Consider the following 26,997-nt stretch of genomic DNA (forward strand, 5'->3'; position numbering starts at 1 on the left):
ATGACCGACGCAGCCCAGAACGATGCGCTCCTGCAGGCGCTCTACCGGAAGCCGATGACCGCGATGGAGATCCTGTCCGAGCTTGGCATTGCCAGGGCCAGCGCGCGCGTGCATGACCTCCGCAGCGCCGGCCACGTCATCCACTCCACAGAGATCGTAGTGCGCAACCGGCAGGGGAAGCCCTGCCGCGTGGCCCGCTACAGCGCACCGAGCGCCCAGAAGCTGCTCATCCCCCAGATGCCGGGCCGTGCCCGGTACAGCCACCGCCCAAGCCGCAAGGAGCCCAGCGCGTGAAGGACAAGACCTCAGATGACCGCGCTCAGCGCGCGATCCCGCCCATGACCGGTGCCGTCAATCTGCTCAACAAGCTGCTGGGCAGCGACGACATCAAGACGGGCCACAAGGCTCGCTTGCGCACCGTCCTGGCGGAGATCACCGCCACGCAGCAGCGCGCGAGTGAGTCCGCCGCAGCGCAGGATGCGGTGGTTTGGCAGTGGCGATGCCCGCGCGCCGACACGGACTGGAGCGACTGCGACAAAAGCCTCTATGACGAGCTTCGCAGAGCTATGGGCGGCGAAGCTGGCGAAGTGAACAAGATGCGCTATGAAGTGCGCGCGCTCTACGCAGCCCCCGTCGCCGCAGCGCCGGTTGATCTGGACGCGCATGGATTGCGCGCGTTGGATAACTGCATCGCCGACCTGCGCCGCTTGCTTGAGCTGGCGAAAGACTACGATCTGGATGTGATGCAGATGCAGTCCCTGGAAACTGCCATCGAATCGATGGAGCTGCGCAAGGTAGCAAGCACCCCCGCAGCGCCGGGGATCGACCCAGCCGACCCGTGGCGCGGCCTGTACGCCCCGGAGTTGATGCCCAAGCTGGATGGCGTGGACGTCTACCACGTCGCTCACCCTGACCTGCCGTCCTGGCCGAAGGACGAAGATGAGGAGCGCGGCATCGCGCCACTGGTGAAGGCCCAGGGTTTCGAGCTGGAAGCAGTCTTCGGCGAGTACCCCGAGGATGACGACGAAGACCCGGACTACTGCGCCTGGCTGGCCCAGTGGCAGCCCACGCCGCCAACCGGCGAGCACTGGCGGCTGGTCTGCATCCAAGACACCGAGGACGGCCCTGCTGCGTTCTACGTTCGCCCGTTCGCCCTGATCGACGCCAGCCCCAAGGGCGGCAGCATTCCAGCATCGCGATTTGAGCTGACCAACGGCCAGATCGCGCAGCTCGCGGATTTCGCTGGCACGCCCGTCGCTGGGGAGCCGCTGAATGAGCAGGACGTGCTCGTGATTCAACACGCCGAAGGAGGTCACTCGGGTCCGGGGCTCTATGCCCATCACGACGAGCTGCCGGAAGAAGGCGCGATCTACCTAGACGGCCAGTTGCCGGACAGCCCCCAGGACGACAGCGGTGCGCACCAGTCCATCGCCTCCGCGATAGCTGAGTTGGAGAGCCCGCATGTGCAGAACAACAAGTTCCGCATGGGCTGCCTTGGCGCTGACAACATCGATACCGCTGTGCGATTGCTTACCGCGTTGCAGGCCACCAGCGCCGAGGTGGGGTCGTGATTGCACTTCGACCCTTTATGAGCGATACGGCATACATCCACTTCCGGAAGAACAACCCGCAGAGTCCACAGTACATACCCGCCAAACTCACCAAGCGGCAAAGAGGCTCTTCAAATCTTGACACCATGCCGCTCCATGTCCTCCCGAATACGGACGATCGAAGCTACAGCTGCGTCAGAGAGCGCAATGTCCACATCATAGATGTCCTGCGCTCTACCAATGAAGTAGGGCTGGAGCCTTTCGATAGCCTGATCAATAAGGGCGTGGAGCCGCAACCCAAACTCGCACCGCTTCCTTGCCATTTTCTCCCTGGTTTCTTCGCCAACGTATACCAGTTGCTCCGCGGGAATCCCAGGGGACGCGCTGTAAAAATTCCACGCCGCCAGCACCGACAGCAGAAGGAAAGCATCCTCGTCAGCGAAGCCATCCAGCCGACCCGAGAAGGTATCGATTATCTTCAACTTCGGAAAGTGGTCCACCTTGGCAAACGATTCCAGGATTTCCATCGATGCGTTCCTAAATGGAACCGGTTCCCAGTCCGCGATCTTGCTAAGCAGGGTCCGCCCCGCGTAACGCAGTTCGCGCGAGAAAGCATGAGCGAGTCTGGCCGCGGTTTGCACGTTCGCAGCGGCCTGCGCATTCCATTCGCGCTCTTGAATCTCAAGAGCCTTGGCACGCTCGGCCTCAACAGCCCGATTAGCAACCTCGATTTGCTTACTGGCAGTTCGCAACGCAACAAGGATAGCCAGAAGGGTCGTCAATGCGGCAAACCATCCCCCAATAGCAGCAATTGCGACCCAGTCCAGTTGGCATGTACTTCCGGCGAGGCACGGAACCATTACTTGTGGCGTGGCCATTCCCTGATCCCCCTGTGGATTGGGCGGCATTTTGCCATGGGCGGGAGTTGCCCGCAGGAGGCGAGCGATGCGTGAGCTAGAACCTCAGGGAGCCATCGCAACCAACTCCAGTGACCGCGGCGAGCTGCCCTTCGATGAAGCTGGTGGCCTCCGTCATGGTGGGGAACTCGGCGGGGCCGAAGCTGTGCACCCGGAGCGCATCCTGCGCCAAGTGGCGGGCGGAGATGATCATCTCCTCGGGGCCGTCGGGCCCACGTTCGACATACGCATGCAGCTGCCAACCATCGACGTATCTGATCATCCGTTCCTCGGCGATGCGTCCTCACGTACCAGCGTCCAGAACGCGCGCGGCGCTGTCAATAGGAGTGATTTATGAGCGCTGCGGAAGTGACCGACCACGTGGCTCTAGGCCACGAGCTGGCGCGCAAGGTCGGCATCAATCTGGACAAGGCCCGGCCGCGGACCCGCCGCATGTGGGAGGCGCGCGGTCTGGCCGTGATCGCCCTTGCCCGCGGCGACCTGGCTGAGGCCCAGAAGATCATGCGGCCATTCAATCGCAACAAGAGCGCCCGTGTGGCACTGGTAGGAGAGACAGCATGAAGCTGATGCTGGCCCACAAATGGGCTGAAAAGTATTTCGATGAAGACAGCCGGCCCGACCAAAAGCTGATTGGCCGCTGGTGCAGGGAAGGCCGCCTCCCATGCCACAAGGTGGTCGGTCAGTGGTACGTGGACGAGCATGCTTGGCTTGCTGGCGGCGACGACCTGGTCGCCAGCGTATTGGCGGCGGCGTAACTTGCCATGATGGGACGTGCACGCAAACCGAGCCGCCGCGACTGGCCGGCCAACCTTTATGCCCACCGCGACGGGTTCAAGTATCGGCACCCGATCACCCGGAAAGAGCACTCCATGGGCAAGGACAAGGCCAAGGCCTTCGCCGCCGCCAAGAAGCTCAACGCCCTGCTGATGCCCGGGAATGACCTGGTGGGCAAGGTGCTGACCCCTGGCGAGACGGTGGCTGATGCCATCAAGGTGTTCAGAACCGACGACATCCCCGGCCGGAAGTGGGCGCCCAAGACCGCCGAGGTCTACGAAAGCGTGATTCGCCGGATCGAAGCCGGGCTGGGCGGTACCGCCGTGGCCGACGTGACAGTGAAGGCCTGCGCCACCTTCATTCGGGAGGTCACTGAATCCGAGCGCGCGCGCCAGCAGTTCCGGCTGGTGCTGGGCTGGATTCTGGCCTGTGCGGTCGAGGAAGGCTGGATCGACACCAACCCCGCACTGTCCACCCGCAAGTTCTCCCACAGCCGGAAGCGTGAGCGGCTGACGGTCGACGTCTACCGCGCCATCTGGGACCAGGCGCCCCAATGGGTGCGCAACGCCATGGACCTTTCACTGCTGACGCTGCTGCGCCGGGAGGACGTGGTATCGGCCAGGTTCGCTGACGTGCGCGATGGCGCGCTCTGGGTGGTGCCGTCGAAGACCGAGGGCTCCACCAACGTCCGCCTGCAGATCGCTGCTACAGGCCCGCTGGGTGAGCTGCTTGGCCGCTGCCGTGACGCCGTCGTGTCGCCCTACCTCATCCATCGGCTGCCGGAGAAGGCACGCCCCAGCAACATGCGGGCCAAGGGCCGGGATCACCACACCCAGGTGCTGCCTGAGCAGCTGTCGCGCGCGTTCGCTACAGCCCGAGACGCCGCCGGCATCGAAGCGGACAACCCGCCGACCTTCCATGAGATCCGAAGCCTGGGCGGTGCCTTGTTGAAGGAAGCCGGCTGGACGAATGAGCAGATCCAGGCGCTGATGGGCCACAGCAACGTGGCCATGACCGAGCACTATCTGGGCGGTCACGAAGCCCCATGGCAAGCCGTCAGCACCGGCATTTCGTTGCCCAAGTAGTGGACGCATAGTGGACACTTAGTGGCCACAACGAAAAAGGGCTCGCGACGAAAGCCGCAAGCCCTTGATCTTGATGCAGTAATTGGTCGGGACGGCCGGATTCGAACCGACGACCCTCTGCCCCCCAGGCAGATGCGCTACCAGGCTGCGCTACGCCCCGAACATCTACTGCTTCGCCGCGAGGCGAGCCGGTGATTATACCGGCTTTCACATCGAAAAGTTCAGCGCCGCAGCAATTGCAGCACTTCTTCCAGCTCCATCCGCACCTGCTTGATGATCTGGTTGCTCAGTGCCGATTCTTCCTTGGCACCCTCGCCTTCCAGACGCAGTCGCGCGCCGCCGATGGTGTAGCCCTGTTCGTACAGCAGGCCACGGATCTGCCGCACCATCAGCACGTCATGGCGCTGGTAGTAACGACGGTTGCCACGGCGCTTGGCCGGCTCAAGGCTGGGGAACTCGGTCTCCCAGTAGCGCAGCACGTGCGGCTTGACGTCGCACAGCTCGCTGACCTCACCAATAGTGAAGTAGCGCTTGGCCGGAATCGGCGGAAGTTCGCGGTTACTGCCCGGATCCAGCATATGCCTCCACCCGCTCCTTGAGCTTCTGGCCCGGACGGAAGGTGACCACCGTACGGGCGGAAATCGGAATTTCCTCGCCGGTCTTGGGGTTGCGGCCCGGGCGCTGGTTCTTGCGCCGCAGGTCGAAGTTACCGAAACCGGACAGCTTTACCTGACGTCCCTGTTCCAACGCATCACGCAACACATCGAAGAACGCGTCGACAAATTCTTTGGCCTCACGCTTGTTCAGACCGACCTCGTCGAACAACCGGTCCGCCATCTCCGCCTTGGTCAATGCCATGCCTGCTCCCTGTATCCCGCCTCAGCCACGGATCTTTGCGCCGTGCCCGTGATCGATCGCCGCCACCACATCGGTGACCACGGCCTCCACGTCACGGTCCGTCAGGGTGCGCGATTTGTCTTGCAGAATCAAGCCCATAGCCAAGCTCTTGAAACCCGGTTCGACGCCCTGCCCGACATACCGGTCAAACAGCACGACATCCCGCAGCAGTTCGCCGCCGGCCTGGCGGATCGTCGCCGCCAGGCCAGTCCAGCTGACCTGTTCAGCCACCAGCACCGCCAGGTCGCGGCGCACCGCCGGGAAGCGCGACAACTCGCCCGAACGCGGCAGGTTGCGCGCGGCCAACGGCGCCAGGTCCAGCTCGAAGCCGATCACGTCGACGTCGATGTCCATGGCCTTGACCAGGCGCGGATGCAGCTGGCCGATCCAGCCGATGCACTGGCCGTCGCGCCAGACGTCGGCCGAACGCGCCGGATGGGCGTACGGACGCTGCGAGGCGCGGAACTCCAGCACCGCCCCGGAGGCATGTGCCAGCGACTCCAGGTCGCCCTTCAGGTCATGGAAATCGACCTTGCGCGCCCTCTCGCCCCACTGCAGGGCGGCGGCATCGCCGCACACCGCAGCGGCCACGCGCACGGTTTCCAGCGGTGCGGGCTGGCCGTCGCCCGCCTGCCGGGCGAACACGCGGCCGATCTCGAACAGTCGTACACGCGCCACCTGCCGGGCCACATTGCGGCCCAGCGTGGCCACCAGGCCCGGCAGCAGCAGCGGGCGCATCACCGCCAGCTCGGCCGACAGCGGGTTGGCCAGCGGCACCAGCCCTTCGTCCTGCCGCCACTGCGACAGCAGCTGCGCATCGACGAAGGCGAAGTTGATGGTTTCCAGCATCTCGCGCGCCACCAGCTGGCGACGCACGCTCAGCTCGTCCAGGCGGGTTTCGCTGGGCATGGCGATGCGCGCGGCGCCACCGGGCAAGGTGGTCGGGATCGTCTCGTAGCCGTGGATGCGGGCCAGCTCCTCGATCAGGTCCTCCTCGATGGCGATATCGAAGCGGCTGCTCGGGCCGGTCACGCGCCAGCCGTCCGCCGCGGCTTCGACCTGCATGCCCAGCGCACGCAGGATGCGCTCGACTTCGGCATCGGCGATCTGGATGCCCAGCACGCGCTGGATGCGCGCACGGCGCAGGCCGATCACGGCCGCCACCGGCAGGTCGGCTTCATGCACGGCCTCGGTGACCGGCGCCGGCGTGCCGCCGGCCAGGTCCAGCACCAGCCGGGTGGCGTATTCGATGGCGGTACGCGGCAACTGCGGGTCCACGCCACGCTCGAAGCGATGGCCGGCATCGGTATGCAGGCCCAGCTTGCGGCCACGGCCCATGATGGCGGCCGGCGCGAAGTGCGCGGCCTCCAGGAACACGTTGGTGGTGTCGTCGGTGACGCGGGTATCGAAGCCGCCCATCAGGCCGGCCAGGCCGACCGGACGGTCGGCGTCGGTCACCACCAGGAAGCTGTCATCCAGCGCCGCGTCGCGGCCGTCCAGCAGCTTGATCGACTCACCGGCGCGCGAGCGGCGCACGCCGATGCTGCCCTTGAGGGTGTCCAGGTCATAGGCGTGCATCGGCTGGCCCAGCTCCAGCATCACATACTGGGTGATGTCCACCAGCAGCGATACCGGGCGCACGCCACTGCGGCGCAGGCGCTCGGCCATCCACAACGGCGTGGTGGCGCGGGCGTTGACGCCCTCGATCACGCGGCCGAGATAGCGCGGCGCTTCGGCACCGGCGTCGAGCTGGATCGTCAGCTCGCGCGAACCCTGCACGGCAACGGCATCGGCCGCGAACGGCTTCACTTCGCTGCGGGTGGCCGCGGCCACGTCGAAGGCGATGCCGCGCACGCTGAAGCAGTCGGCGCGGTTCGGGGTGAGCTTGATCTCGATGCTGGCGTCCGGCAGGCCGAGGTAATCGACCAGCGGCGTACCGACCGGCGCGTCGTCCGGCAACTCCAGCAGACCGGAGGCGTCGTTATCCAGGCCCAGCTCCTTGGCCGAGCACAGCATGCCATTGGACTCCACGCCACGCAGCTTGGCCGGCTTGATCTTCAGCTCGCCGATCTGTGCGCCCACCATTGCCAGCGGCGCGACCAGACCCGGGCGCGCGTTCGGCGCACCGCAGACGATCTGCAGCAGCTCGCCCTGCCCCGCATCGACCTTGCACACCTGCAGGCGGTCAGCCTCCGGGTGGCGCACGGCCTCGACGATGCGCGCGACGACCACGTTGTCCAAGCCATCACCCAGCGCCGTGACCTCCTCGACCTCCAGGCCGATGGCGGTCAACACCGCGCTCAGTTCGTCGCGCGAAGCGGTGGTCGGTACGTGGCTGCGCAGCCAGCTTTCGGAGAATTTCATGTTGTCACCCTGATGGGAGGCCGGGCCTCCCGTTGCGGTTTCTTTTGTGCCGGCGCCCAGCGCAGTGCGCCCGGGGCGGACCGACGTTCAAGCGTTGCCGGGCATGGCCCGGCACGACGGCCCGTCGCTTACGCGAACTGCTTGAGGAAGCGCACGTCGTTCTCGAAGAACGCGCGCAGATCGTTCACCCCGTAACGCAGCATCGCGAAGCGCTCCACGCCCAGCCCGAAGGCGAAGCCGGTGTAACGCTCCGGATCGATGCCCACGCTGCGCAGCACGTTCGGGTGGACCATGCCGCAGCCCAGCACTTCCAGCCAGCGGGTGCTGCCATCGGGCTGCTGCCAGGCGATGTCCACTTCCGCGCCCGGCTCCACGAACGGGAAATAGCTCGGGCGGAAACGCATCTCGAAGTCGCGATCGAAGAACGCACGCACGAACTCGGACAGCGTGCCCTTGAGGTCGGCGAAGGTGGAATGCTCGTCCACCAGCAACCCCTCGACCTGGTGGAACATCGGCGAGTGGGTCTGGTCGCTGTCGCTGCGGTACACCTTGCCGGCGGCGATCATGCGCAACGGCGGCGCGTGGTCGCCCATGTAGCGCACCTGCACACCGGAGGTATGCGTGCGCAGCAGGCGGCCGTCGCCGAAATAGAAGGTGTCGTGCATGGCACGCGCCGGATGGTGCGGCGGGAAGTTCAGCGCCTCGAAGTTGTGCCAGTCGTCCTCGATTTCCGGCCCTTCGGACAGCTCGTAGCCCAGGCGACCGAAGATCTCGGTGATGCGCTCCAGCGTGCGCGTCACCGGATGCAGGCCACCACGCTCGCCATGGCGACCCGGCAGGGTGACGTCGATGTGCTCCGACGCCAGGCGCGCATCCAGGGCGGCATCTTCGAGCAGCACCTTGCGCTCGGCCAGCGCGGTGGACACCGCGTCGCGGGCGACATTGATCGCCTCGCCGGCGGCCTTGCGCGCGTCCGGCGGCAGGGTGCCCAGCTGCTTGAGCTGCGCGGTGATGCTGCCACTCTTGCCCAGCAACGAAACGCGCAGGTTTTCCAGCGTTTCCGGGTTCTGCGCGGCGGCCACGTCGGCCAGCGCCTGGGCGGTCAAGGATTGGATGTCACTCATGGAATCGACGGACCTCGGATCGGTTTGCCTTCAGCGGCCTCGCGCCGGGCCGACCCCGTCGCACCGCAGACCCTCCACCACCCCAACAGCACTGGAAGGCCACAAAAAAGAATGGGGAAGGACTCGCGCCCTTCCCCATGCATTGTCTCACTCAGGCCGCCGTGCGTGAATGCACGATGGCCATGGGAAGAACTTATGCCGCCAGTGCGCCCTTGGCCTTTTCTGCCAGAGCGGCAAAACCGGCTGCGTCGTGCACGGCGATATCAGCCAGGACCTTACGGTCCAGGGTGATGCCAGCCTTCAGCAGGCCGTTCATGAAACGGCTGTAGCTCAGGCCGTTGATGCGGGCAGCCGCATTGATGCGGGTGATCCACAGCGAACGGAAATTGCGCTTCTTCTGCTTACGGCCGATGTAGGCGTACTGCTGTGCCTTGATGACCGCCTGCTTGGCGACGCGGAAAACCTTGCGACGGGCGTTGTAATAGCCCTTGGCGAGATCCAATACTTTCTTGTGGCGGCGGCGCGCCTGCACACCACGCTTAACTCGTGCCATGGTTCAGTTCCTCAGAGGTAGGGCAGCATGCGGTCCAGACGGCCTGCGTCTTCTGCGCGGACGTGGTTCGTCTGACGCAGGTTACGCTTCCGCTTGGTCGCCTTCTTGGTGAGGATGTGGCTACGGTTGGCGTGGCCAGCCTTGTACTTGCCGGAAGCGGTCTTGCGGAAACGCTTGGCCGCCGCCCGGTTGGTCTTGATCTTGGGCATTGCTATGTCCTTGATGGTCTCTTTTCACTGGCTGGGCGGTGGCCGTGGCCACGCTTTCCGTCCTTGCCCTTGCCTGTCTAAAGCCCGCGCTCCCCGAAGGAGGCAGGCAGGTCCTGTTTTGACGCAAACAACAAACCCGGCGAACCGGGCCGCCCATTATGCCTTTCTTTCCAGTCGCTTGCAAACGCGAGTCGCCAAGGACGGGATTCTGGCTGAACGGGCAAGCAAACGGGGAGGCGGCGCCAGCCCCTCCCTGTTCAGCAAAGCGAAGGCCCGAAGGCCGCCGGCTTACTTCTTCTTCGGCGCGATCATCATCACCATCTGCCGGCCTTCCAGGCGCGGACGCGATTCGATGACGATGTCCTCGCCCAGATCGGTCTCGATGCGGGTCGCCATCTCGCGGCCGAGCTCCTGGTGGCTCATTTCACGGCCACGGAAGCGGATGTTGACCTTGACCTTGTCGCCCTCTTCGAGGAAGCGGCGCATGTTGCGCAGCTTGATCTGGTAGTCGCCCTCGTCCGTGACCGGACGGAACTTCACTTCCTTGATCTCGACCTGCTTGGTCTTCTTCTTGGCCTCATTGGCCTTCTTCTGCATCTCGAACTTGAACTTGCCGAAGTCCATGATCTTGCAGACAGGCGGGTCGGCCTGCGGCTGGATTTCGACCAGGTCCAGGCCCTCTTCCTCGGCCATCGACAGCGCTTCGTCGCGCGACAACACGCCAATCATCTCACCGTCACTGCCGATCACGCGGACGCGCGGCACACGGATTTCGTGATTACGACGGTTCTGTTTGTTGTCAGGGGTACTGATATTGCAATCTCCGAATGGAATCGAACCGGCCCCGGCGGACGTATCCGCGGGGCCGGGGCTCTTGCTTACTTCAATTCAGCCTGCAGCCGCTCGACGAAGGCTTCCACCGACATCGAACCGAGGTCCTCACCCGAGCGGGTGCGGACAGCCACGGCGCCGTTTTCCTTTTCGCGGTCACCCACGACCAACAGATAGGGCACCCGCTGCAGGGTATGCTCGCGAATCTTATAGCCGATCTTTTCGTTGCGCAAATCGGCGTCAACCCGGAAGCCTTGATTTGCAAGGGTTTTGCGAACCTGCTCGACGTATTCGGCCTGAGCGTCGGTGATATTGGCCACCACCACCTGTACCGGGGCCAGCCAGGTCGGGAATGCGCCAGCGTGGTGCTCGATCAGGATGCCCAGGAAGCGCTCCATCGAACCAACGATGGCGCGGTGCAACATGACCGGGTGCTTCTTCTGGCTGTTCTCGTCCACGTACTCGGCGCCGAGGCGGCCGGGCATCATGAAATCGACCTGCATCGTGCCCAGCTGCCAGGTACGGCCGATGGCGTCCTTCAGGTGGTACTCGATCTTCGGGCCATAGAAGGCACCCTCGCCCGGCAGCTCCTGCCACTCCACGCCGCAGTGGGTCAGCGCCGAACGCAGCGCGCCTTCGGCCTTGTCCCAGGTCGCGTCATCGCCCAGACGCGATTCCGGGCGCAGCGCGATCTTGATCTGGATGTCATCGAAGCCGAAGTGCTGGTACACCGCCAGCGCCTGCTGGTGGAACGCGGTCACCTCCGCCTCGATCTGGTTCTCGGTGCAGAAGATATGGCCATCGTCCTGGGTGAAACCGCGCACGCGCAGGATGCCGTGCAGCGCGCCGGACGGCTCGTTACGATGGCACGAACCGAACTCGCCATAGCGGATCGGCAGGTCGCGGTAGCTGTGCAGGCCCTGGTTGAACACCTGCACGTGGCCCGGGCAGTTCATCGGCTTGACCGCGTAGGTGCGCTTCTCCGATTCGGTGAAGAACATGTTGTCCTGGTAGTTGTCCCAGTGGCCGGACTTCTTCCACAGGCTCACGTCCAGGATCTGCGGGCAACGCACTTCACCGTAACCGCTGTCACGGTAGACCTTGCGCATGTACTGCTCGACCACCTGCCAGATCGACCAGCCCTTCGGGTGCCAGAACACCAGGCCCGGGGCCTCTTCCTGCAGGTGGAACAGGTCCTGCTGCTTGCCGATGCGGCGGTGGTCGCGCATCTCGGCTTCCTCGATGCGCTTGATGTACGCCTCGAGCTGCTTCTTGTCGGCCCAGGCCGTGCCGTAGATGCGCTGCAACTGCTCGTTCTTGGCATCGCCGCGCCAGTACGCGCCGGAGATGCGCATCAGCTTGAAGGACTTCAGGAAGCGCGTGTTCGGCACGTGCGGGCCGCGGCACATGTCCACGTATTCCTGGTGGTAGTACATGCCCATCGCGGTGATGTCCTCGGACATATCCTCGATCAGGCGCAACTTGTACTCCTCGCCACGGGCCTTGAAGATCTCCACCACTTCCGCGCGCGGCGTCATCTTCTTGATGACGTCGTAGTCCTGCGCGATCAGCTCGGCCATGCGCTTCTCGATCGCCGCCATGTCGTCCGGCGTGAACGGGCGCTCGTTGTAGATGTCGTAGTAGAAGCCCTCGGCGATGACCGGGCCGATCACCATCTTGGCGTCCGGGTAGAGCTGCTTGACCGCATGACCGACCAGGTGGGCGCAGGAGTGGCGGATGATCTCCACACCCTCCTCGTCCTTGGCAGTGATGATGCGCAGCGAGGCATCGTGGTCGATCACGTCGCTGGCATCGACTTGCACGCCATCCACGGCACCGGCAATGGTGGCCTTGGCCAGGCCGGCACCAATGGATTGGGCCACGTCCATGACGCTGACCGGGTTTTCGAACTGACGGACGCTGCCGTCGGGGAGAGTGATGTTGATCATGGGATTCACCTGGAGTCACGACCCGGCGGACGGGCCTGGAAACAGCCCGACGGGCGGCTTCGATGGGGATTTGCGGGCAATAAAAAAGCGCCACGACGGCGCCTGGGATCAGGGCGGTGGCGGAAGATCAGCGATGGGCAGTGGTAGTGCTCATGTCACACTCTCGGCCGGCGCGTTGGCGCGGGCCACCTGTCAGCCGGGGAACTGGCCCGATTCTAGCGCAAAACACGCCCGCTGGCCGCCCCTCCCAGCCTCGACAATCCCGAAGACCGGGAAACAAAAAGCCCCGCGCAGCGGGGCTTTTCTTCTACTGGAGCGGGAAACGAGACTCGAACTCGCGACCTCAACCTTGGCAAGGTTGCGCTCTACCAACTGAGCTATTCCCGCATGTTTTTTTTCTACAACTCGTCACGATTGCTCGGGACGTTGAATGGAGGCCTGGGTCGGAATCGAACCGGCGTACGCGGATTTGCAATCCGCTGCATAACCACTCTGCTACCAGGCCAAACTCTTTACAGGCTGACCAGAAGAACCTTCTGACCATTAAAAAACCCCTTCAGGGGTTTTTCGGAATTTTGGAGCGGGAAACGAGACTCGAACTCGCGACCTCAACCTTGGCAAGGTTGCGCTCTACCAACTGAGCTATTCCCGCTTGGGATGCCGTGCATTCTACAGACTTCGTAACAATTGCACCAGCTTTTTAACAAATTTCTTCACAGCGACCGGAGGGCTATCGCACTCCGCAAGGCCCCTCGGACGGGCTTGCCAGCACCTCCGGAAAACCCCTCACGCATCCTGTCGAAAACAACATTCTTCTCGACATTGGAGCGGGAAACGAGACTCGAACTCGCGACCTCAACCTTGGCAAGGTTGCGCTCTACCAACTGAGCTATTCCCGCTTGGGAGGCGAAATTCTACATGCATTCGCCTACCTGTCAACCACCTTTTTCCGGGTCTGTTCGCGTGCCACCCGCTCGTCTTCGCGCAGGCTGGGCCAGGCGGCATGCAGGTACTGCACGCCGGAAACCAGCGTCAGCAACGCGGCGATCGCCAGCATCCAATCCCCGATATGGAAAATGGGCGCCCCCATCCAGATCGCGGTGAATGGCGTGTTTGGCGACACCGAATACAGCAGGCACAACAAGGCGACCATCTGCGCGGTGGTCTTGACCTTACCGATCATCGCCACCCGCACTTTGGCACGCTGGCCAATCTCGGCCATCCACTCGCGCAACGCCGACACCGCGATCTCCCGGCCGACGATCACCGCCGCCCAGAACGCCATCCACGGCGTGGGATGCCCCTGCACGATCAGGAACAGCGCCACGGCCACCATCAGCTTGTCAGCCACCGGATCCAGGAAGGCGCCGAACGCGGAATGCTGTTCGTAGCGCCGGGCCCACCAGCCATCCAGCCAGTCGGTGATGGCCGCCAGGCCGAAGATCGCCGCCGAGGCAAAATTGGTCCAAGCGTACGGGAGATAGAACACCAGGACCAACACCGGGATCATCAGGATCCGCAGCAGCGTCAGCCAGGTGGGGATGGTCAATTTCATTGAAACGTTACTCCGCTGCCGAATCGGATACCGACAGACCATGAAGGTTAGCGTAGATACGCGCGGCCAGGGCGTCGTTGATGCCTTCCACCCGTGCGATCTCGGCCTCACCGGCGGCCTTGAGCCCGGCCATGCCGCCGAAATGCTTGAGCAGGTTGGCGCGACGGCGCGGACCGATGCCGGGGATATCCTCCAGCTTGCTGGTCATGCGCGCCTTTTGCCGCCGTCCGCGGTGGCCGGTGATGGCGAAGCGGTGCGCTTCATCGCGCACCTGCTGAATGAACTGCAACGCCGGTGAAGCCGCACCCGGGCGGATCTCGCGCCCGTCCGGCAGCACCAATGCCTCGTGGCCGGCCCGGCGTTCCACGCCCTTGGCCACGCCCACCAGCATCACCCCTTCCACGCCGAGGTCAGCCAAGGCGGCCTGCGCCTGCGTCAACTGGCCGGCACCACCATCGATCAGCAGCACGTCGGGCAGCACGCCGCCCTCCTCCACCGCGCGCCGGAAACGGCGATCGATGGCCTGGTGCATGGCGGCGTAGTCGTCACCGGGTTCGATGCCAGTGATGTTGTAGCGCCGGTACTGCGCACGCACGGGGCCGGCCGCGTCGAACACCACGCACGAGGCCACCGTCGCTTCGCCCATCGTATGGCTGATGTCGAAACACTCCACGCGCTTGACCGGCTCGGGCAGCCCCAGCATGTCCCGCACCGCCTCGCTGCGTGCGTGCTGGGCACCACGGCTGTCCATCTCCGCGATCAGGGTGATCTGCGCATTGCGGCTGGCCAGCTCGACATAGCCGGCGCGTTCACCGCGCACGTTCCACTTCAGCGCCACCTTGCGCTCGGCCGAGGCACTAAGGGCAGCCTCGATCATCTGCGCATCGGGGATCTCACGATCCAGCAGCACTTCCGGCGGCGGGCCGTGCTCGATGTAGTACTGCGAGACGAATGCCGCCAGCACTTCCTCGGCACTGTCCTCGCCATTGGTGCGCGGAAAGAACGCGCGTGTCCCCAGGTTGCGGCCATCGCGGAAGGCCAGCAGCATCACGCAGGCACTGGCGCCCTGGGTCGCACAGGCCAGCACGTCCAGGTCCGCCGCACGCCCGTCCACGTACTGGCGGTTCTGCATGCTACGCAGCGACGCCACCAGGTCACGCAGGCGCGCGGCACGCTCGAACTGCAAGGCATCACTGGCCTGCTGCATGGACTGCACCAGCTCGTCGGCCAGCTGGTCGCTCTTGCCCTCCAGGAACATCGCGGCCTGGCGCACCGACTCGTCGTAGTCCTGTTGTGGCACCAGTTCCACGCAGGGCGCGCTGCAGCGGCCGATCTGGTACTGCAGGCACGGCCGCGAACGGTTGCGGAACACGCTGTCCTCGCAACTGCGCAGCTTGAACAGCTTGTGCATGAGGTTCAGCGTCTCGCGGACCGCACCCACGCCCGGATAGGGGCCGTAGTAGCGCCCGGGGATCGCCCGGGGGCCACGGTGCAGGGCGATGCGTGGCCACTGCTCGCGCGTCAGCAGCACCTGCGGGTAGGTCTTGTCGTCGCGCAGGGACACGTTGTAGCGCGGCGTCAGCGACTTGATCAGCTGGTTTTCCAGCAGCAGCGCCTCGGCCTCGGTGCGGGTGACGGTGACGTCCATCCGCGCGACCTGCGAGAGCATCATCATGATGCGCGTGCTCTTGGGCGAGCCGTTGAAGTAGCTGCCCACGCGCTTGCGCAGCGCGCCGGCCTTGCCGACGTACAGCAGGGTGTCGTCGGCGGCGTACATCCGATACACGCCGGGCGCGGTACTCAGCGCCGCCGCAAAGGCCTTGCCATCGAACGCGGGGAGGCTTTCCTGCTTCATCCTTCGATCGGCACGTCGCTCAGCTCGCCGCTGAGCGGGTCGAAACGCAGCACCGAATGCGCATCGGTCTCGGCGATCCAGATCGCGCCGGCCGCCAGGCCCAGCGCGCATGGCCCGTGCAGGCGCCGTGGCAGGTTGACCGTGGCCAAGTCGCCGCCGCCCAGGCGCAGGGTACGCAAGGTACCGTTGCCGGAATCGGCGATCCACAGCATTGGCGAGTCCGGTCCCTTGGCGATCGCCATCGGGAACTGCAGGCGGGCGTTCAGGCGCGGGCCGTCGACGTTGCCCGATTCCCAGGGGCCCTGCCCGACCAGGGTCTGCACCAGGTCGTTGCGCAGTTGCACCGAGCGGATCGCCGAGCCCAGCGAATCACACACGTACAGGGTCTGCTGCACCGCCACCACGCTGGTCGGCTGCGCGAACGCGGCCAGGTGACCGCTGCCATCACGTACTTCGACCGAGCCTGCGCCCGAGCGCCAGCGCAGCTCGCGGGTGCCCAGGTCATAACTCCAGATATGGTTGTCGCCGGCCATGGCGATGTGGACCTGGTTGTCGGCAACGGCGACGTCGGCCGGGTGGTTGAGCGGGCTGTCCCATGGCTGCGCCAGCACCCCGGCGCGCGGGTCGCCCACGCGTCCGGTGCCGCACAGGGTGTCGACCTGGCCACTGCTCAGGTTGATCCGACGCAGGGCGTGGTTGCCGGTGTCGGCCACGTACAGCACGTCACGCACCAGCGCCAGTCCCTGCGGCCGGTTGAAGGCCGCCTCACCCACGCCGCCGTTGATCAGATCGGCGCTGCCAAGGCCGAACTGGCGCAGCACGCGACCGGCGTGGTTGCACTCCAGGATGCGATGGTTGCCGGTATCAGCCACATACAGGCGCTCTTCGGCGACCGCCAGGCCGGCCGGGAAGCGCAGCGGCAGGCGTGGCTCCGGGTTGATCTCGCGGGCGCCGTAGGCCTCGTCGTCCAACGGTTGCGCCACGCCATCACAGAGCGCGTTCAACACGCGTTCCGTGTCGCCGCCGGCACCACCGCCCACCAGACGCTCACGTTCCTCGCCGTATGCATCGAGCAGCACCAGCGTCGGCCATGACTGCACGTCGAACGCACGCCAGGCATCCCATTGCGCATCCAGCACGATCGGGGCCGAGATGCCCTGGCGGCGCAGCAGCTTCAACGCCTGCTGTGGCTCACGTTCAAACTCGAAACGCGGCACCTGCACCACCACCAGCTGCAGTCGACCCGGATTGCGCGCCTGCCAGCCGGTCACCTCGGCCAGGCGTTGCATCGACCATATCGACGCGCCGTTGACGAAGGCGAGCGCCACAGGACAACCCCGCAGTTCCTGCAGGGTAGCGGGGGCGGCGTTGAGCCAGATGCCGGTCTTGGGCAGTTCCAGTAGGCGTTTTTCGTTCATGTCGGGATTATGCCGGAGTCGTCTCGCCGCAACAGGCGCTGGACAGTTGCCCGTGCGGCGGCATCGACCAGCGCCCAGCTCTGTTCAAAATCCTCCTGCCCACCGTAATACGGATCGGGCACCACCGTGGCCCCGGCAATACCGGCCCAGGGCAGCCACAGCACCGCGCGTTCACGCGCATGCTCGGGGGCCAGCGCCCGGGCCTCGGCCAGATTGTCATGATCGGCGCAGAGGATGTAGTCGAAATCGAAGAAATCCTCGCGGCGCAGCTGGCGACCACGCAAGCTCGAAATGTCCACGCCGTGACGCCGCGCACAGGCTACCGCGCGTCGATCCGGCGGCTCGCCGGCGTGCCAGCCGGAGGTTCCCGCCGAGTCCACGCTGATCCAGTCCAGTCGCGCCTGCGCGATGCGGGCGCGCAGGGCCCCTTCGCCCATCGGCGAACGGCAGATGTTGCCCAGGCAGACCACCAACAGCTTCAAGGCGCTCCTCGCATCAGGGCATCGGCACGGGCCAGGTCCTCGGCAGTATCGATGCCGGGCGGGAACGGTGCAGGTGACAACGCCACCGCGATCCGGAACCCGGCCTCCAACACCCGCAACTGCTCCAGCGATTCGACCTGTTCCAGCATGCCCGGCGGCATCGCCGCGAACTGCTGCAGGAAGCCGGCACGATAGCCATAGATGCCGATATGGCGCAGCCAGCTGCCGGCCGGCAGCTCGTCCCGCGAGCGCGCGAACGCATCCCGATGCCACGGGATCGGCGCCCGGCTGAAATACAACGCGTCGCCGCCGGCAGTCCGCACCAGCTTGACCACGTTCGGATCGAACAGGGTCGGCGCGTCCTCGACCGGGGTGGCCAGCGTCGACATCGGCGCGCCACTGTCGGCCAGCACGCTGGCGACGGCCTGGATACCCACCGCCGGGGCGAACGGCTCGTCGCCCTGCAGGTTGACCACGATCACGTCGTCCGCCCACCCGGCCTGCCGCGCACATTCGGCCAGACGATCAGTGCCGGAGGCGTGGCCGGGATCGGTCATCGCGACATGGATGCCGTCCAGTCCGGCGACGGCATCGGCGATGCGCGCATCGTCGGTTGCCACCCAGACCTCGCGAGCACCGGCATCCAGTGCCCGTCGCGCGACATGCAGCACCATCGGCTCGCCGTGGATCAGCGCCAGCGGCTTGCCGGGCAGTCGGGTGGAGGCATAACGGGCCGGGATGGCCACGACGAACTCGGGAACCTGCTTCATTTGAACTCCTTGCATGCGGCGACCAACGCGCCAGCGCGTACACCGTCGGTGCCCTCGGGCACCTGCCCTTCACCCGCGTGCCAGCTTGCCCAGGCGGTCCAGCAACGCCACCCAGAACGCGGCCGGCAGCTCGGCCTGCAGCGGTACCGCATAGTGCCAGCGATTGGCGAAGCGCTGGCACTTCACCGCATCCTTCTCGGTCATCAGCACCGGCAACTCGCTGCCGAAGGACAGGTCACCGGCCTGGTAACGATGGTGGTCGGCGAAGGCATGCGGCACCACACCGATGCCACGCGCACGCAGCATCTGGAAGAACCGCTGCGGATTGGCAATACCGGCCACGGCATGCACGCGCTGGCCGGCGAAGGCCTGCAACGGCTGGTCCCGTCCACCATTGAGCGGATGGGCGGTATCGATGCGCAGGCGCATGGCCCATTCACCGAAGCCGGAGGCCACCGCCTGCTCCGGCGCATCGCTGGCCTGGCCCAGGTTGACCACGCGGAAGTCGCAATCGCGCGCGCGCGCGGCCGATTCGCGCAGGGGCCCGGCCGGCATCATGCGGCCGTTGCCGTAGCGGCGCGCCGCGTCCACCACTTCGATCTCGATATCGCGCGCCAACCGGTAGTGCTGCAGGCCGTCATCACAGACAACCACGTCACAACCGGTCTCCAGCAAAGCCTTGGCCGCCGCGACCCGATCACGGTCCACGCGCACCGGCACGCCGGTCTTCCAGGCAATCAGCACCGGCTCATCGCCACCCAATGCCGGCTCCATGTCCGGGGTGATCCAGCGTGCCGTGCCGGCGTCATCGCGGCCATAGCCGCGGCTGGCCACGCCAGGTTTCCAGCCGGCTTCACGCAGGCGCGTGACCAGTTCAATGGTCAACGGCGTCTTGCCCGTACCGCCAGCAGTGATGTTGCCGACCACGATCACCGGCACCGGCACCTGCCGGCGCCGCAACCAGCCGCGCTGGTACAACCACCGACGCAGGCCGGAGACCGCGCCATACAAGGGAGCAACCACACGGGCCACCAGCGGTACCGGAGCGTCGTCGTACCACCAGCCCGGGGTCTGCGGGCCTCGCTTCTCCATCAGTCCTGGCTCTCCCGGAACTGCATGCGGTACAGGTGCTCATACAGCCCACCCAGCGCCAGCAACTGCTGGTGGGTGCCACGCTCCACGATGCGCCCCTGGTCCATCACCAGCACCTGGTCGGCATGCTCGATGGTGGACAGCCGGTGCGCGATCACCAGCGTGGTGCGGTCAGGCATCAGCTTCTGCAAGGCGTCCTGGACCAGTCGCTCGGACTCGTTGTCCAGCGCCGCGGTGGCTTCGTCCAGGATCAGGATCGGGGCATCCTTGAGCATGGCGCGGGCAATGGCCAGGCGTTGGCGCTGGCCGCCGGAGAGCTTGCCGCCCTTGGCGCCCACCTGCGCCTGCAGGCCCTCGGGCAACTGCTCGACGAACTCCATTGCATTGGCACCGGCAACCGCTTCATCCACCTGTTCGGCGCTGCGCTTGTGCAGTTCGCCGTAGGCCACGTTCTGCGCGATGCTGCCGTTGAACAGGGTGACCTGCTGGCCGACCAGGGCGATCTGCCGGCGCAGGTCGGCCAGCCTGTAGTCCTGCAACGGATGACCATCCAACAGGATCTGACCGGCCTCGATCTCGTAGAAGCGCGGGATCAGCTTGATCAGCGTGGACTTGCCGCTGCCGGACCGGCCGACGATGGCGGTCACGGTGCCGGGCTTGGCGATGAAGCTGATGTCTTCCAGTGCGGGTCGCGGCTGGCCCGGATACCGGGCGGTGACATCACGGAACTCCAACAGCCCCTGCGCGCGTTGCAACGGCACGGTTCCGCTGTCGGGCTCGTCCTGCGCATCCAGCACGGTGAACAGCCGCTGCGCCGAGGCGATGCCACGCTGGGTCATGTTCTGCACGTTGGTCAGCTGCTTGAGCGCGGGGATGATGGCCATCATCGCCATCATCAGGCCTACGAAGTCACCCACGGTCAGGCGTCCGGCCGCCGCTTCATGGCTGGCGATCAGCAGCAATGCCGCCAATCCGACCGAGCCCATCAGCTGCACCATCGCCGAGGAGATGCTGCGCGTGGCCTCCACCTTCATTGCCAGGCGCAGGTTGGTGTTGGCCAGGTTCTCGTAGCGTTCCAACTCGTTCTGCTGGGCACCGTAGATCTTCACTTCCTGGTTGGCCGACAGCGTCTGGTCCGCGGCCTGCAGCAGCTCGGCACCGCTTTCCTGGATACGGTGGCTGATGCGCCGGTAGCGCTTGGCGACCTTGTTCATCACCCATGCCAAGGGCGGGGCAAGCACGAAGATGGCCAGCGTCACCTGCCAGCTCAGCCATAGCATCACGATCAACGAGCCCAGGGCCTGCAGCGACTGCTGCAGTACGACCTTCATCGCGTCCACCGCAGCCTGGGCGACCTGGTCGCTGTCCGAGCCCAGCCGCACCAGCATCGAAGGCACCGGTTCGTTGTCAAAGCGCTGGCCCGGCAGCCGCAGGTACTTGCCCAGGACCTTCACCCGCAGGTCGCGGGCGATGCTGCGCGCTGCCTTGCCCATGCCGATATCGGTCAGGTAGCCAGCGATGCCGCGCACCATGAACAGGCCCACGATCGCCAGCGGCATCCAGATATTGATCTCGGTCGGGTTCACCAGGCTGTTGGTGACCGGCTTCATCATCAGGACGAAGTAGCTGCCCGCGCCTGCCTCCACAAGCATGCCCAGGCCGGCCAGCAACAGCAGCCCACGATACGGCTTGGCGAAGCCCAGCAGACGCCGATAGGTATGCCAGGCGGAGTCTTCGACGCTCACTGCTTCACTTCCGGCGCGGTGGCGATGGCGATGCGGCGGAAGCCCAGCTGGCCCAGTGCGTCCTGCGCGGTCACCACGGCCTGGTACGGCGTGCGCGCGTCGGCGCGCAGCAGCACGGTCTGCTCGCGGTCATCGCCGCCGGCCTGGGCCAACACCTGCTTGAGCGACTCCACGTCGGTGCGCAGCACTTCCTGGTCGTTGACGAAGTAACGGCCGTCGGCATTGACCAGCACGCTCAGCGAGCGCGGCGGCGCGCTGTTCTTCTGGTCGCTGGCCGTCGGCAGCTGCACCTGCAGCGTCGAACGCGCATCGAACGTGGTGGTGACCACGAAGAAGATGATCAACACCAGGATCACGTCGATCAGGGGAACCAGATCGATATGCGGCTCATCCGAGTGGCGGTTTTCGCGGATGCGCATCGGGGCTCAGGCCTTTGCAGTCGCGGCAGGCTTCTGTGCGGCCACGCCCTTGGCCGCCGCCATCACCGCCGGTCGGCCATCAAGCGAATCCAGCAAGGCGCTGGCTTCCTGCTCCATCTCGATCACGTAGCCGTCGATGCGGCCACGGAAGTAACGGTGGAACATCAATGCCGGGATCGCCACGATCATGCCGGTCGCGGTGCACACCAGCGCCTTGCCGATGCCGCCGGCGAGCTGGTTCACGTCACCCACGCCATGGTCGAGGATGCCCAGGAACATCTGGATCATGCCGACCACCGTGCCGAGCAGGCCCAGCAGCGGACCGGCCGAGGCAATGGTGCCCAGGGCATTGAGGAAGCGGCCCATCCGATGCACCAGGTGACGGCCGGTGTCCTCGATGCGCTCACGGATCTGCTCACGCGGCCGGTTGCGCGCTTCCAGCGCGGCCGCCAACAGGGCACCCAGCGGGGAATTGGCGCGCAGCGAGGCGATGTGCGAGGCGTCGAGCTTGCCGCGCGCTGCCCAGTTGCGGACCTCCTCGCCCAGGCCGGGCGGCAGCACTTCGTTACGCCGCAGGCTCCAGAAACGCTCCAGGACTATCGCCAAAGCCAGCACACCCAACAGCAGCAGCGGCAGCATCGGCCAGCCGCCAGCCTTGACCAGTTCCCACACGTTTCAACCCTCCGGCTCGATGGCCGCCTGTTTGCTGGTCGATAGGATAGCAGCCGCCCGCGCCCGCTCCGCGGCATCCCAGCCACGTGAGCGCCAGATCCGCCTTTCACGAAGCTGGATACCCCCTTTCCCCAGCCACACCCGCACCGCGCCACTGCCTGCGGTTTCCAGCAGTTCAGCCCCGCTGCGTTGCCAGCGCTCGCGCACGTCCGCACGTGGATGACCGAACCGGTTGGCGTGCCCGGCCGATACCACGGCCAAGCGCGCGCCGGTGGCGGCAATGAACGCTCGCGTCGACGACCCGCCACTGCCGTGGTGTGGCACCAGCACCACATCGGCCCGCACCGCGCGCGGCGAGCGCCTGACCAGCCCCTGTTCGATCACCGCACCGATGTCGCCGGTCAGCAGGGCCACGCCGTAGGGACCGCCAACCCGCAACACGCAGCTGGACTCGTTGCGCAGGTAGGGGAAGCCGGCGGCAGGATGCAGGAACTCGAACTGCACCCCGTCCCACCGCCACTGCCGCCCTGCCTCGCAAGCTGCTGCTTCCGCCCCGGGCATGCCCGGCGGCCCCAGCAACGGCACTCCTGGCATCTCCGCCTGCACCGCCGCCGCCCCGCCGGCATGGTCATGATCACCATGGCTGAGCACCAACCGGTCCAGCCGACGCACACCCAATGCACGCAATGCTGGTACCGCCACCCGTTCGCCGGCGTCGAAGCCATCGCGCACGGCCGGCCCGGCGTCGTACAGCAGGGCATGCGCACGGCTGCGCACCAGCACCGACAGCCCTTGGCCGACATCCAGCACCACGATCTCGAACTCACCGTCGCCGGGCAGCTCACGCCACGGCAGCAACAGGGGCAACCACAGCAGCAGTGCCAGTCCACGCCCCGGCACACCGCGCGGCAACAGCATCCAGAGTGCCCCCAACAACGCCAGCGGTAGTGCGAACCACGCCGGCTCCGGCAGCCACCACAGCGACAGGCGGCTATCGGCCAGGGTTTCGAACAGCGGCCACGACAGATCAAAACACCACGCTGATGCCTGCCACGGCAGCGCACCGGCCCCGGTCCAGAGCGCCTCGGCGGCTGTTCCCAGCAATGCCAACGGCACCACGACCAGGCTCCACCACGGGATGGCGACCAGATTGGCCAATGGCCCCACGGCCGAGGCCTGTCCGAACAGCAGGACGGTCAGCGGCAACAGCCCCAGCGTCGCCACCCATTGCGCCGACAGGAATCCCCGCAGCCAGTGCAGCCGCTCCGGCAGGCATGCGGCCAACAGCGCAACGCCGGCGAAGCTCAGCCAGAATCCGGCCACCAGTACCGACAAGGGATCCACCGACAGCACGGCCAACGCGGCCAGCCCCAGGCTTCCGGTCACACTGACCGGACGACGCCACAGCCGGGCCAGCACGATCACCCCGATCATCAGCACCGTACGTACCGTCGGCAACGCGAAGCCCGCTGCCGCTGCATAGACCAGTGCCACGAGGAAGGCCCCGATGGCCGCCGCCTGCAGCCGCGGCAACCAACGTCCCAGGCCAGGCAGCAACCACCACATCCCGGCGACCAGCCATGCGCCGCAGACCGCGACCATGCCGACGTGGAATCCGGAGATCGCGATCAGGTGGGTCAGGCCGGTCGCGCGCAGGCGCTGCCAATCCAGCTCGCCCAGGCCGCGTGTATCACCCAACGCCAGTGCCTGCACATAGCGCGCGGACCCGGCCCCTACGCTGCCGGCGATACGGTCACTGACCGCCTCACGCCATGCCTGCAACCCCGTGCCCGTGGCCAACCGCCGCGGTGCAGGCAGCACGCGCACCACACCGTTGGCCACCAGCCGCAAGGCCAGCGCATGCCGTTCGGCGTCGAACCCGCCAGGGTTGCTCAAGCCCCGCGGCGCACGCAGCCGGACCTGCAACTGCCACCTCTCCCCCGCCCGCAGCTCCAGCCGCCTCCCCGGCGAGGAAGTACCGAACGGGTCGTACCATGCCAGCTGGAGGCGCTGCCCACGCAGCACGGCCGGCTGGGCAACGTCGTCGTCCACGCGGAAATGGAACCGGGTGCGGCGCACCTCATGCTCGGGCAGGCTGACTACCTCGCCGCGCACCAGGAACTCCCGCCCCTCCATTGTGGCGGGCAACTGTGCCTGCAGACCGCTGCCCATCTGCACCCCCATCCAGCCCACGCCGGCCAGCAATGCCCCCGGCCAACGGCGGCCCCGCAGGCGCCACCAGCCCAGCAGCCCGACCAGCAGCGCCAGCCAGCCCAGGGGCGATGGCAACAGTGCCGGCGCCCAGGCCACCGCGCAGACCCCCAGCAGGAAGCCCGCCGCCACGGCCTTGCCCAGGACCGGCACGCCCTCGCGCCCGGACGCCTCTTCGGCCACGTTGTCCATGCCTTCGCCCAGCCACCATCCCAGAGCGCATGCTGTTCCGCGGCCCGATGCATCCCCATCGGTCAAACCGGGCCATCACGGTCGGGCGAACCCGGGGACCGCCCTACAGACCCGTCCACTTTCCTGCAGGCAAAAGAAAAGCGGGCACAAGGCCCGCTTTCCTTCAGCGCAACACCGCGACCTTACTCGGCCGGGGTGCCCTCGCCTTCTTCCACGGCCTTCATCGACAGGCGGATACGGCCCTGCTTGTCGACTTCCAGCACCTTGACCTTGACCACATCGCCTTCCTTCAGCTTGTCGCCGACCTTCTCGACGCGCTCGCTGGAGATCTGCGACACGTGGACCAAGCCGTCCTTGCCCGGCAGGATCGTGACGAACGCACCGAAGTCCATGATCTTGGCGACCTTGCCTTCGTAGATGCGGCCCGGCTCGACGTCCGAGGTGATCTGCTCGATGCGGGCCTTGGCGGCCTGGGCAGCGGCATTGTTCACCGAGGCGATGGTGATGGTGCCGTCGTCCTGGATGTCGATCTGGGTGCCGGTTTCCTTGGTGATGGCCTGGATGGTCGAGCCACCCTTGCCGATCACTTCGCGGATCTTGTCCGGGTGGATCTTGATGGTCAGCAGGCGCGGCGCGTAGTCCGACAGCTCGGCACGCGGGGCGGTCAGCGCATGGGCCATTTCGCCCAGGATGTGCAGGCGGCCGGCCTTGGCCTGTTCCAGCGCCTTCTTCATGATCTCTTCGGTGATGCCTTCGATCTTGATGTCCATCTGCAGCGCAGAGACACCTTCCGAAGTACCGGCCACCTTGAAGTCCATGTCGCCCAGGTGATCTTCGTCACCCAGGATGTCCGACAGCACGACGAAGTTGTCGCCTTCCTTCACCAGGCCCATGGCGATACCCGCCACCGGTGCCTTCACCGGCACGCCGGCGTCCATCAGGGCCAGCGACGAACCGCAGACCGAGGCCATCGACGAGGAACCGTTGGATTCGGTGATTTCCGACACCACGCGAATGGTGTACGGGAACTCTTCCAGGGTCGGCATCACGGCCAGCACGCCGCGCTTGGCCAGGCGGCCGTGGCCGATCTCGCGGCGCTTCGGCGCGCCGAAACGGCCGCACTCACCCACCGAGTAGGGCGGGAAGTTGTAATGGAACAGGAAGTTTTCCTTGTACTCACCGGCGACGGCGTCGATGACCTGGCCGTCACGGGCGGTGCCCAGCGTGGTGACCACGATGGCCTGGGTCTCGCCGCGGGTGAACAGCGCCGAGCCATGGGTGCGCGGCATCACGCCGGCCTTCACAGCGATCGGGCGCACGGTGTCCAGTGCACGGCCGTCGATGCGGACCTTGGTGGCCAGCACCGAGTCACGCATGGTGTGGTATTCCAGCTCCCCGAATTCCTTCGACAGCTCGGCCTGGTTCCAGCCTTCGGCGGCAACGCGGCCTGCCAGCGACTCGAGCACGTCCTTCTTGATCGCGGCGATGGCGTCGCGGCGCTGCAGTTTGTCGCGCACCTGGAAGGCTTCGCCCAGCTTGCCACCAACGGCTTCCTGCAGCGCGCTGATCAGCGCGGTGTTCTTGGCCGGGGCAACCCAGTCGCTCGGCTTGGTGCCGGCTTCGACGGTCAGCTCGTTGATCGCGTTGATGACCTTCTGCATTTCGCGGTGACCGAAGGTCACGGCGCCCAGCATCACTTCCTCGGACAGCAGCGCGGCTTCGGATTCGACCATCAGCACGGCATTGGCGGTACCCGCGACCACCAGCTCCAGCTGCGATTCCTTCAGCTCCGACACGGTCGGGTTGAGGATGTACTGGCCGTCCTTGTAACCGACCTTGGCGGCGCCGATCGGCCCCTTGAACGGGGTGCCGGCCAGCGACAGCGCGGCCGAGGCGCCGATCAGGGCGGCGATGTCACCATCCACCTCCGGGTTCAGCGACATCACCGTGGCGATGATCTGGACTTCGTTCTTGTAGTCTTCCGGGAACAGCGGGCGGATCGGGCGGTCGATCAGGCGCGAGATCAGCGTTTCCTTCTCGGTCGCACGGCCTTCGCGCTTGAAGAAGCCACCCGGGATACGGCCACCGGCGTAGAACTTTTCCTGGTAGTCGACGGTCAGCGGGAAGAAGTCCTGGCCTTCGCGCGCGCTCTTGGCGGCGACGGCAGTGACCAGCAACACGGTGTCGTCCATCTTGACGATGACGGCGCCGCTTGCCTGACGGGCGATTTCGCCGGTCTCAAGCGTGACGGTGTGTTTGCCGTACTGGAAGGTTTTGGTGATTTTTGCCACGGGGAATCCTTGAAATGCTTCATCAGATGGACCGCTGACGAC

General features: G+C 65.8%; 25 protein-coding genes, 5 tRNA genes and 1 pseudogene. 5 read left to right on the forward strand and 26 right to left on the reverse strand.

The window, feature by feature from the left end:
- Window positions 1–294, forward strand: a complete 294-nt coding sequence (locus IB227_RS02320) for a helix-turn-helix domain-containing protein (protein ID WP_132864865.1) — start codon at window positions 1–3, stop codon at window positions 292–294.
- Window positions 291–1,571 (forward strand): hypothetical protein, encoded by a 1,281-nt coding sequence (locus IB227_RS02325; protein WP_192286164.1) that lies wholly within the window; start codon window positions 291–293, stop codon window positions 1,569–1,571. The genes IB227_RS02320 and IB227_RS02325 overlap by 4 nt, the downstream gene beginning before the upstream one ends.
- A 110-nt stretch (window positions 1,572–1,681) precedes the next feature.
- Here IB227_RS02325 and IB227_RS02330 read toward each other — a convergent pair whose 3' ends face one another.
- Window positions 1,682–2,428: a hypothetical protein gene (locus IB227_RS02330; RefSeq protein ID WP_192286165.1), complete on the reverse strand. Its 747-nt coding sequence runs from the start codon at window positions 2,426–2,428 to the stop codon at window positions 1,682–1,684.
- A 76-nt stretch (window positions 2,429–2,504) separates the two neighbouring features.
- The gene (locus tag IB227_RS02335) at window positions 2,505–2,729 is read right to left on the reverse strand and encodes a hypothetical protein (RefSeq protein ID WP_192286166.1); all 225 of its coding nucleotides are present in this window, start codon (window positions 2,727–2,729) and stop codon (window positions 2,505–2,507) included.
- A gap of 71 nt (window positions 2,730–2,800) precedes the next feature.
- On the opposite strand from IB227_RS02335, the gene IB227_RS02340 reads away from it, so the two are divergent.
- From IB227_RS02340 to IB227_RS02350, 3 genes are read left to right on the forward strand one after another with little or no spacing between them, the layout of a single operon-like run.
- On the forward strand, window positions 2,801–3,028 hold the full coding sequence (locus IB227_RS02340) for a hypothetical protein (RefSeq protein WP_192286167.1): 228 nt from the start codon (window positions 2,801–2,803) through the stop codon (window positions 3,026–3,028).
- Window positions 3,025–3,222 (forward strand): hypothetical protein, encoded by a 198-nt coding sequence (locus IB227_RS02345; protein WP_192286168.1) that lies wholly within the window; start codon window positions 3,025–3,027, stop codon window positions 3,220–3,222. The genes IB227_RS02340 and IB227_RS02345 overlap by 4 nt, the downstream gene beginning before the upstream one ends.
- Window positions 3,223–3,231: 9 nt before the next feature.
- Window positions 3,232–4,326, forward strand: a complete 1,095-nt coding sequence (locus IB227_RS02350; RefSeq protein ID WP_225591567.1) for a tyrosine-type recombinase/integrase — start codon at window positions 3,232–3,234, stop codon at window positions 4,324–4,326.
- Window positions 4,327–4,409: 83 nt separating this feature from the next.
- Here IB227_RS02350 and IB227_RS02355 read toward each other — a convergent pair.
- The 24 genes and pseudogenes from IB227_RS02355 to pnp all read right to left on the reverse strand — a co-directional run bounded on the left by IB227_RS02355 (window position 4,410) and on the right by pnp (window position 26,955).
- Window positions 4,410–4,486: transfer RNA gene (locus IB227_RS02355), tRNA-Pro, on the reverse strand.
- A gap of 61 nt (window positions 4,487–4,547) precedes the next feature.
- Window positions 4,548–4,904, reverse strand: coding sequence for a MerR family transcriptional regulator (locus IB227_RS02360; RefSeq protein WP_132862880.1), 357 nt, complete (start codon window positions 4,902–4,904; stop codon window positions 4,548–4,550).
- Entirely contained in the window at window positions 4,885–5,184 is a 300-nt protein-coding gene (locus tag IB227_RS02365) for an integration host factor subunit alpha (RefSeq protein WP_054657702.1), read from the reverse strand. The genes IB227_RS02360 and IB227_RS02365 overlap by 20 nt, the downstream gene beginning before the upstream one ends.
- Before the next feature lie 21 nt (window positions 5,185–5,205).
- The gene (pheT, locus tag IB227_RS02370) at window positions 5,206–7,587 is read right to left on the reverse strand and encodes a phenylalanine--tRNA ligase subunit beta (protein WP_192286170.1); all 2,382 of its coding nucleotides are present in this window, start codon (window positions 7,585–7,587) and stop codon (window positions 5,206–5,208) included.
- A gap of 128 nt (window positions 7,588–7,715) precedes the next feature.
- Window positions 7,716–8,711, reverse strand: a complete 996-nt coding sequence (pheS, locus tag IB227_RS02375) for a phenylalanine--tRNA ligase subunit alpha (RefSeq protein WP_192286171.1) — start codon at window positions 8,709–8,711, stop codon at window positions 7,716–7,718.
- 193 nt (window positions 8,712–8,904) lie between these two features.
- A complete protein-coding gene (rplT, locus tag IB227_RS02380) occupies window positions 8,905–9,264 on the reverse strand; it encodes a 50S ribosomal protein L20 (RefSeq protein WP_054657697.1) in 360 nt (119 codons plus the stop codon).
- A gap of 11 nt (window positions 9,265–9,275) precedes the next feature.
- Window positions 9,276–9,473 (reverse strand): 50S ribosomal protein L35, encoded by a 198-nt coding sequence (gene rpmI / locus IB227_RS02385; protein ID WP_010342861.1) that lies wholly within the window; start codon window positions 9,471–9,473, stop codon window positions 9,276–9,278.
- A 288-nt stretch (window positions 9,474–9,761) separates the two neighbouring features.
- Window positions 9,762–10,286, reverse strand: a complete 525-nt coding sequence (gene infC, locus IB227_RS02390) for a translation initiation factor IF-3 (RefSeq protein ID WP_243694071.1) — start codon at window positions 10,284–10,286, stop codon at window positions 9,762–9,764.
- A gap of 65 nt (window positions 10,287–10,351) precedes the next feature.
- Window positions 10,352–12,253 carry a threonine--tRNA ligase gene (gene thrS, locus IB227_RS02395; RefSeq protein WP_192286172.1) on the reverse strand — a complete coding sequence of 634 codons (1,902 nt, stop codon included), beginning with the start codon at window positions 12,251–12,253 and terminating at the stop codon, window positions 10,352–10,354.
- A gap of 311 nt (window positions 12,254–12,564) precedes the next feature.
- Window positions 12,565–12,640: transfer RNA gene (locus IB227_RS02400), tRNA-Gly, on the reverse strand.
- A 44-nt stretch (window positions 12,641–12,684) separates the two neighbouring features.
- Window positions 12,685–12,758: transfer RNA gene (locus IB227_RS02405), tRNA-Cys, on the reverse strand.
- A gap of 71 nt (window positions 12,759–12,829) precedes the next feature.
- Window positions 12,830–12,905: transfer RNA gene (locus IB227_RS02410), tRNA-Gly, on the reverse strand.
- 171 nt (window positions 12,906–13,076) lie between these two features.
- Window positions 13,077–13,152 (reverse strand) — tRNA-Gly (locus tag IB227_RS02415).
- A 29-nt stretch (window positions 13,153–13,181) separates the two neighbouring features.
- Complete coding sequence (gene pgsA, locus IB227_RS02420) at window positions 13,182–13,808, reverse strand: CDP-diacylglycerol--glycerol-3-phosphate 3-phosphatidyltransferase (protein ID WP_192286173.1); 627 nt, start codon at window positions 13,806–13,808, stop codon at window positions 13,182–13,184.
- Between the two features lie 7 nt (window positions 13,809–13,815).
- Window positions 13,816–15,663 (reverse strand): excinuclease ABC subunit UvrC, encoded by a 1,848-nt coding sequence (gene uvrC, locus IB227_RS02425; RefSeq protein WP_192286174.1) that lies wholly within the window; start codon window positions 15,661–15,663, stop codon window positions 13,816–13,818.
- Window positions 15,660–17,081, reverse strand: coding sequence for a hypothetical protein (locus tag IB227_RS02430; RefSeq protein WP_192286175.1), 1,422 nt, complete (start codon window positions 17,079–17,081; stop codon window positions 15,660–15,662). The genes uvrC and IB227_RS02430 overlap by 4 nt, the downstream gene beginning before the upstream one ends.
- A complete protein-coding gene (locus tag IB227_RS02435) occupies window positions 17,078–17,563 on the reverse strand; it encodes a low molecular weight protein-tyrosine-phosphatase (RefSeq protein WP_192286176.1) in 486 nt (161 codons plus the stop codon). The genes IB227_RS02430 and IB227_RS02435 overlap by 4 nt, the downstream gene beginning before the upstream one ends.
- On the reverse strand, window positions 17,560–18,333 hold the full coding sequence (gene kdsB / locus IB227_RS02440; protein WP_192286177.1) for a 3-deoxy-manno-octulosonate cytidylyltransferase: 774 nt from the start codon (window positions 18,331–18,333) through the stop codon (window positions 17,560–17,562). Before kdsB ends, IB227_RS02435 begins: the two co-directional genes overlap by 4 nt.
- A 69-nt stretch (window positions 18,334–18,402) precedes the next feature.
- Window positions 18,403–19,425, reverse strand: coding sequence for a tetraacyldisaccharide 4'-kinase (lpxK, locus tag IB227_RS02445; protein WP_192286178.1), 1,023 nt, complete (start codon window positions 19,423–19,425; stop codon window positions 18,403–18,405).
- Entirely contained in the window at window positions 19,425–21,170 is a 1,746-nt protein-coding gene (msbA, locus tag IB227_RS02450) for a lipid A export permease/ATP-binding protein MsbA (RefSeq protein WP_318639519.1), read from the reverse strand. The genes lpxK and msbA overlap by 1 nt, the downstream gene beginning before the upstream one ends.
- Window positions 21,167–21,589, reverse strand: a complete 423-nt coding sequence (locus tag IB227_RS02455) for a biopolymer transporter ExbD (protein WP_132864328.1) — start codon at window positions 21,587–21,589, stop codon at window positions 21,167–21,169. Before IB227_RS02455 ends, msbA begins: the two co-directional genes overlap by 4 nt.
- A gap of 6 nt (window positions 21,590–21,595) precedes the next feature.
- Complete coding sequence (locus IB227_RS02460) at window positions 21,596–22,261, reverse strand: MotA/TolQ/ExbB proton channel family protein (protein ID WP_192286179.1); 666 nt, start codon at window positions 22,259–22,261, stop codon at window positions 21,596–21,598.
- A pseudogene (locus IB227_RS02465) lies at window positions 22,155–24,664 on the reverse strand (DNA internalization-related competence protein ComEC/Rec2). The gene IB227_RS02460 and the pseudogene IB227_RS02465 overlap by 107 nt, the downstream one beginning before the upstream one ends.
- Window positions 24,665–24,846: 182 nt before the next feature.
- The gene (pnp, locus tag IB227_RS02470) at window positions 24,847–26,955 is read right to left on the reverse strand and encodes a polyribonucleotide nucleotidyltransferase (RefSeq protein WP_192286181.1); all 2,109 of its coding nucleotides are present in this window, start codon (window positions 26,953–26,955) and stop codon (window positions 24,847–24,849) included.
- Between the last annotated feature and the right edge of the window lie 42 nt (window positions 26,956–26,997).

The organism is Stenotrophomonas sp. STM01, from assembly GCF_014852135.1.
In the GTDB taxonomy this organism is placed as follows: Bacteria; Pseudomonadota; Gammaproteobacteria; order Xanthomonadales; family Xanthomonadaceae; genus Stenotrophomonas; species Stenotrophomonas capsici.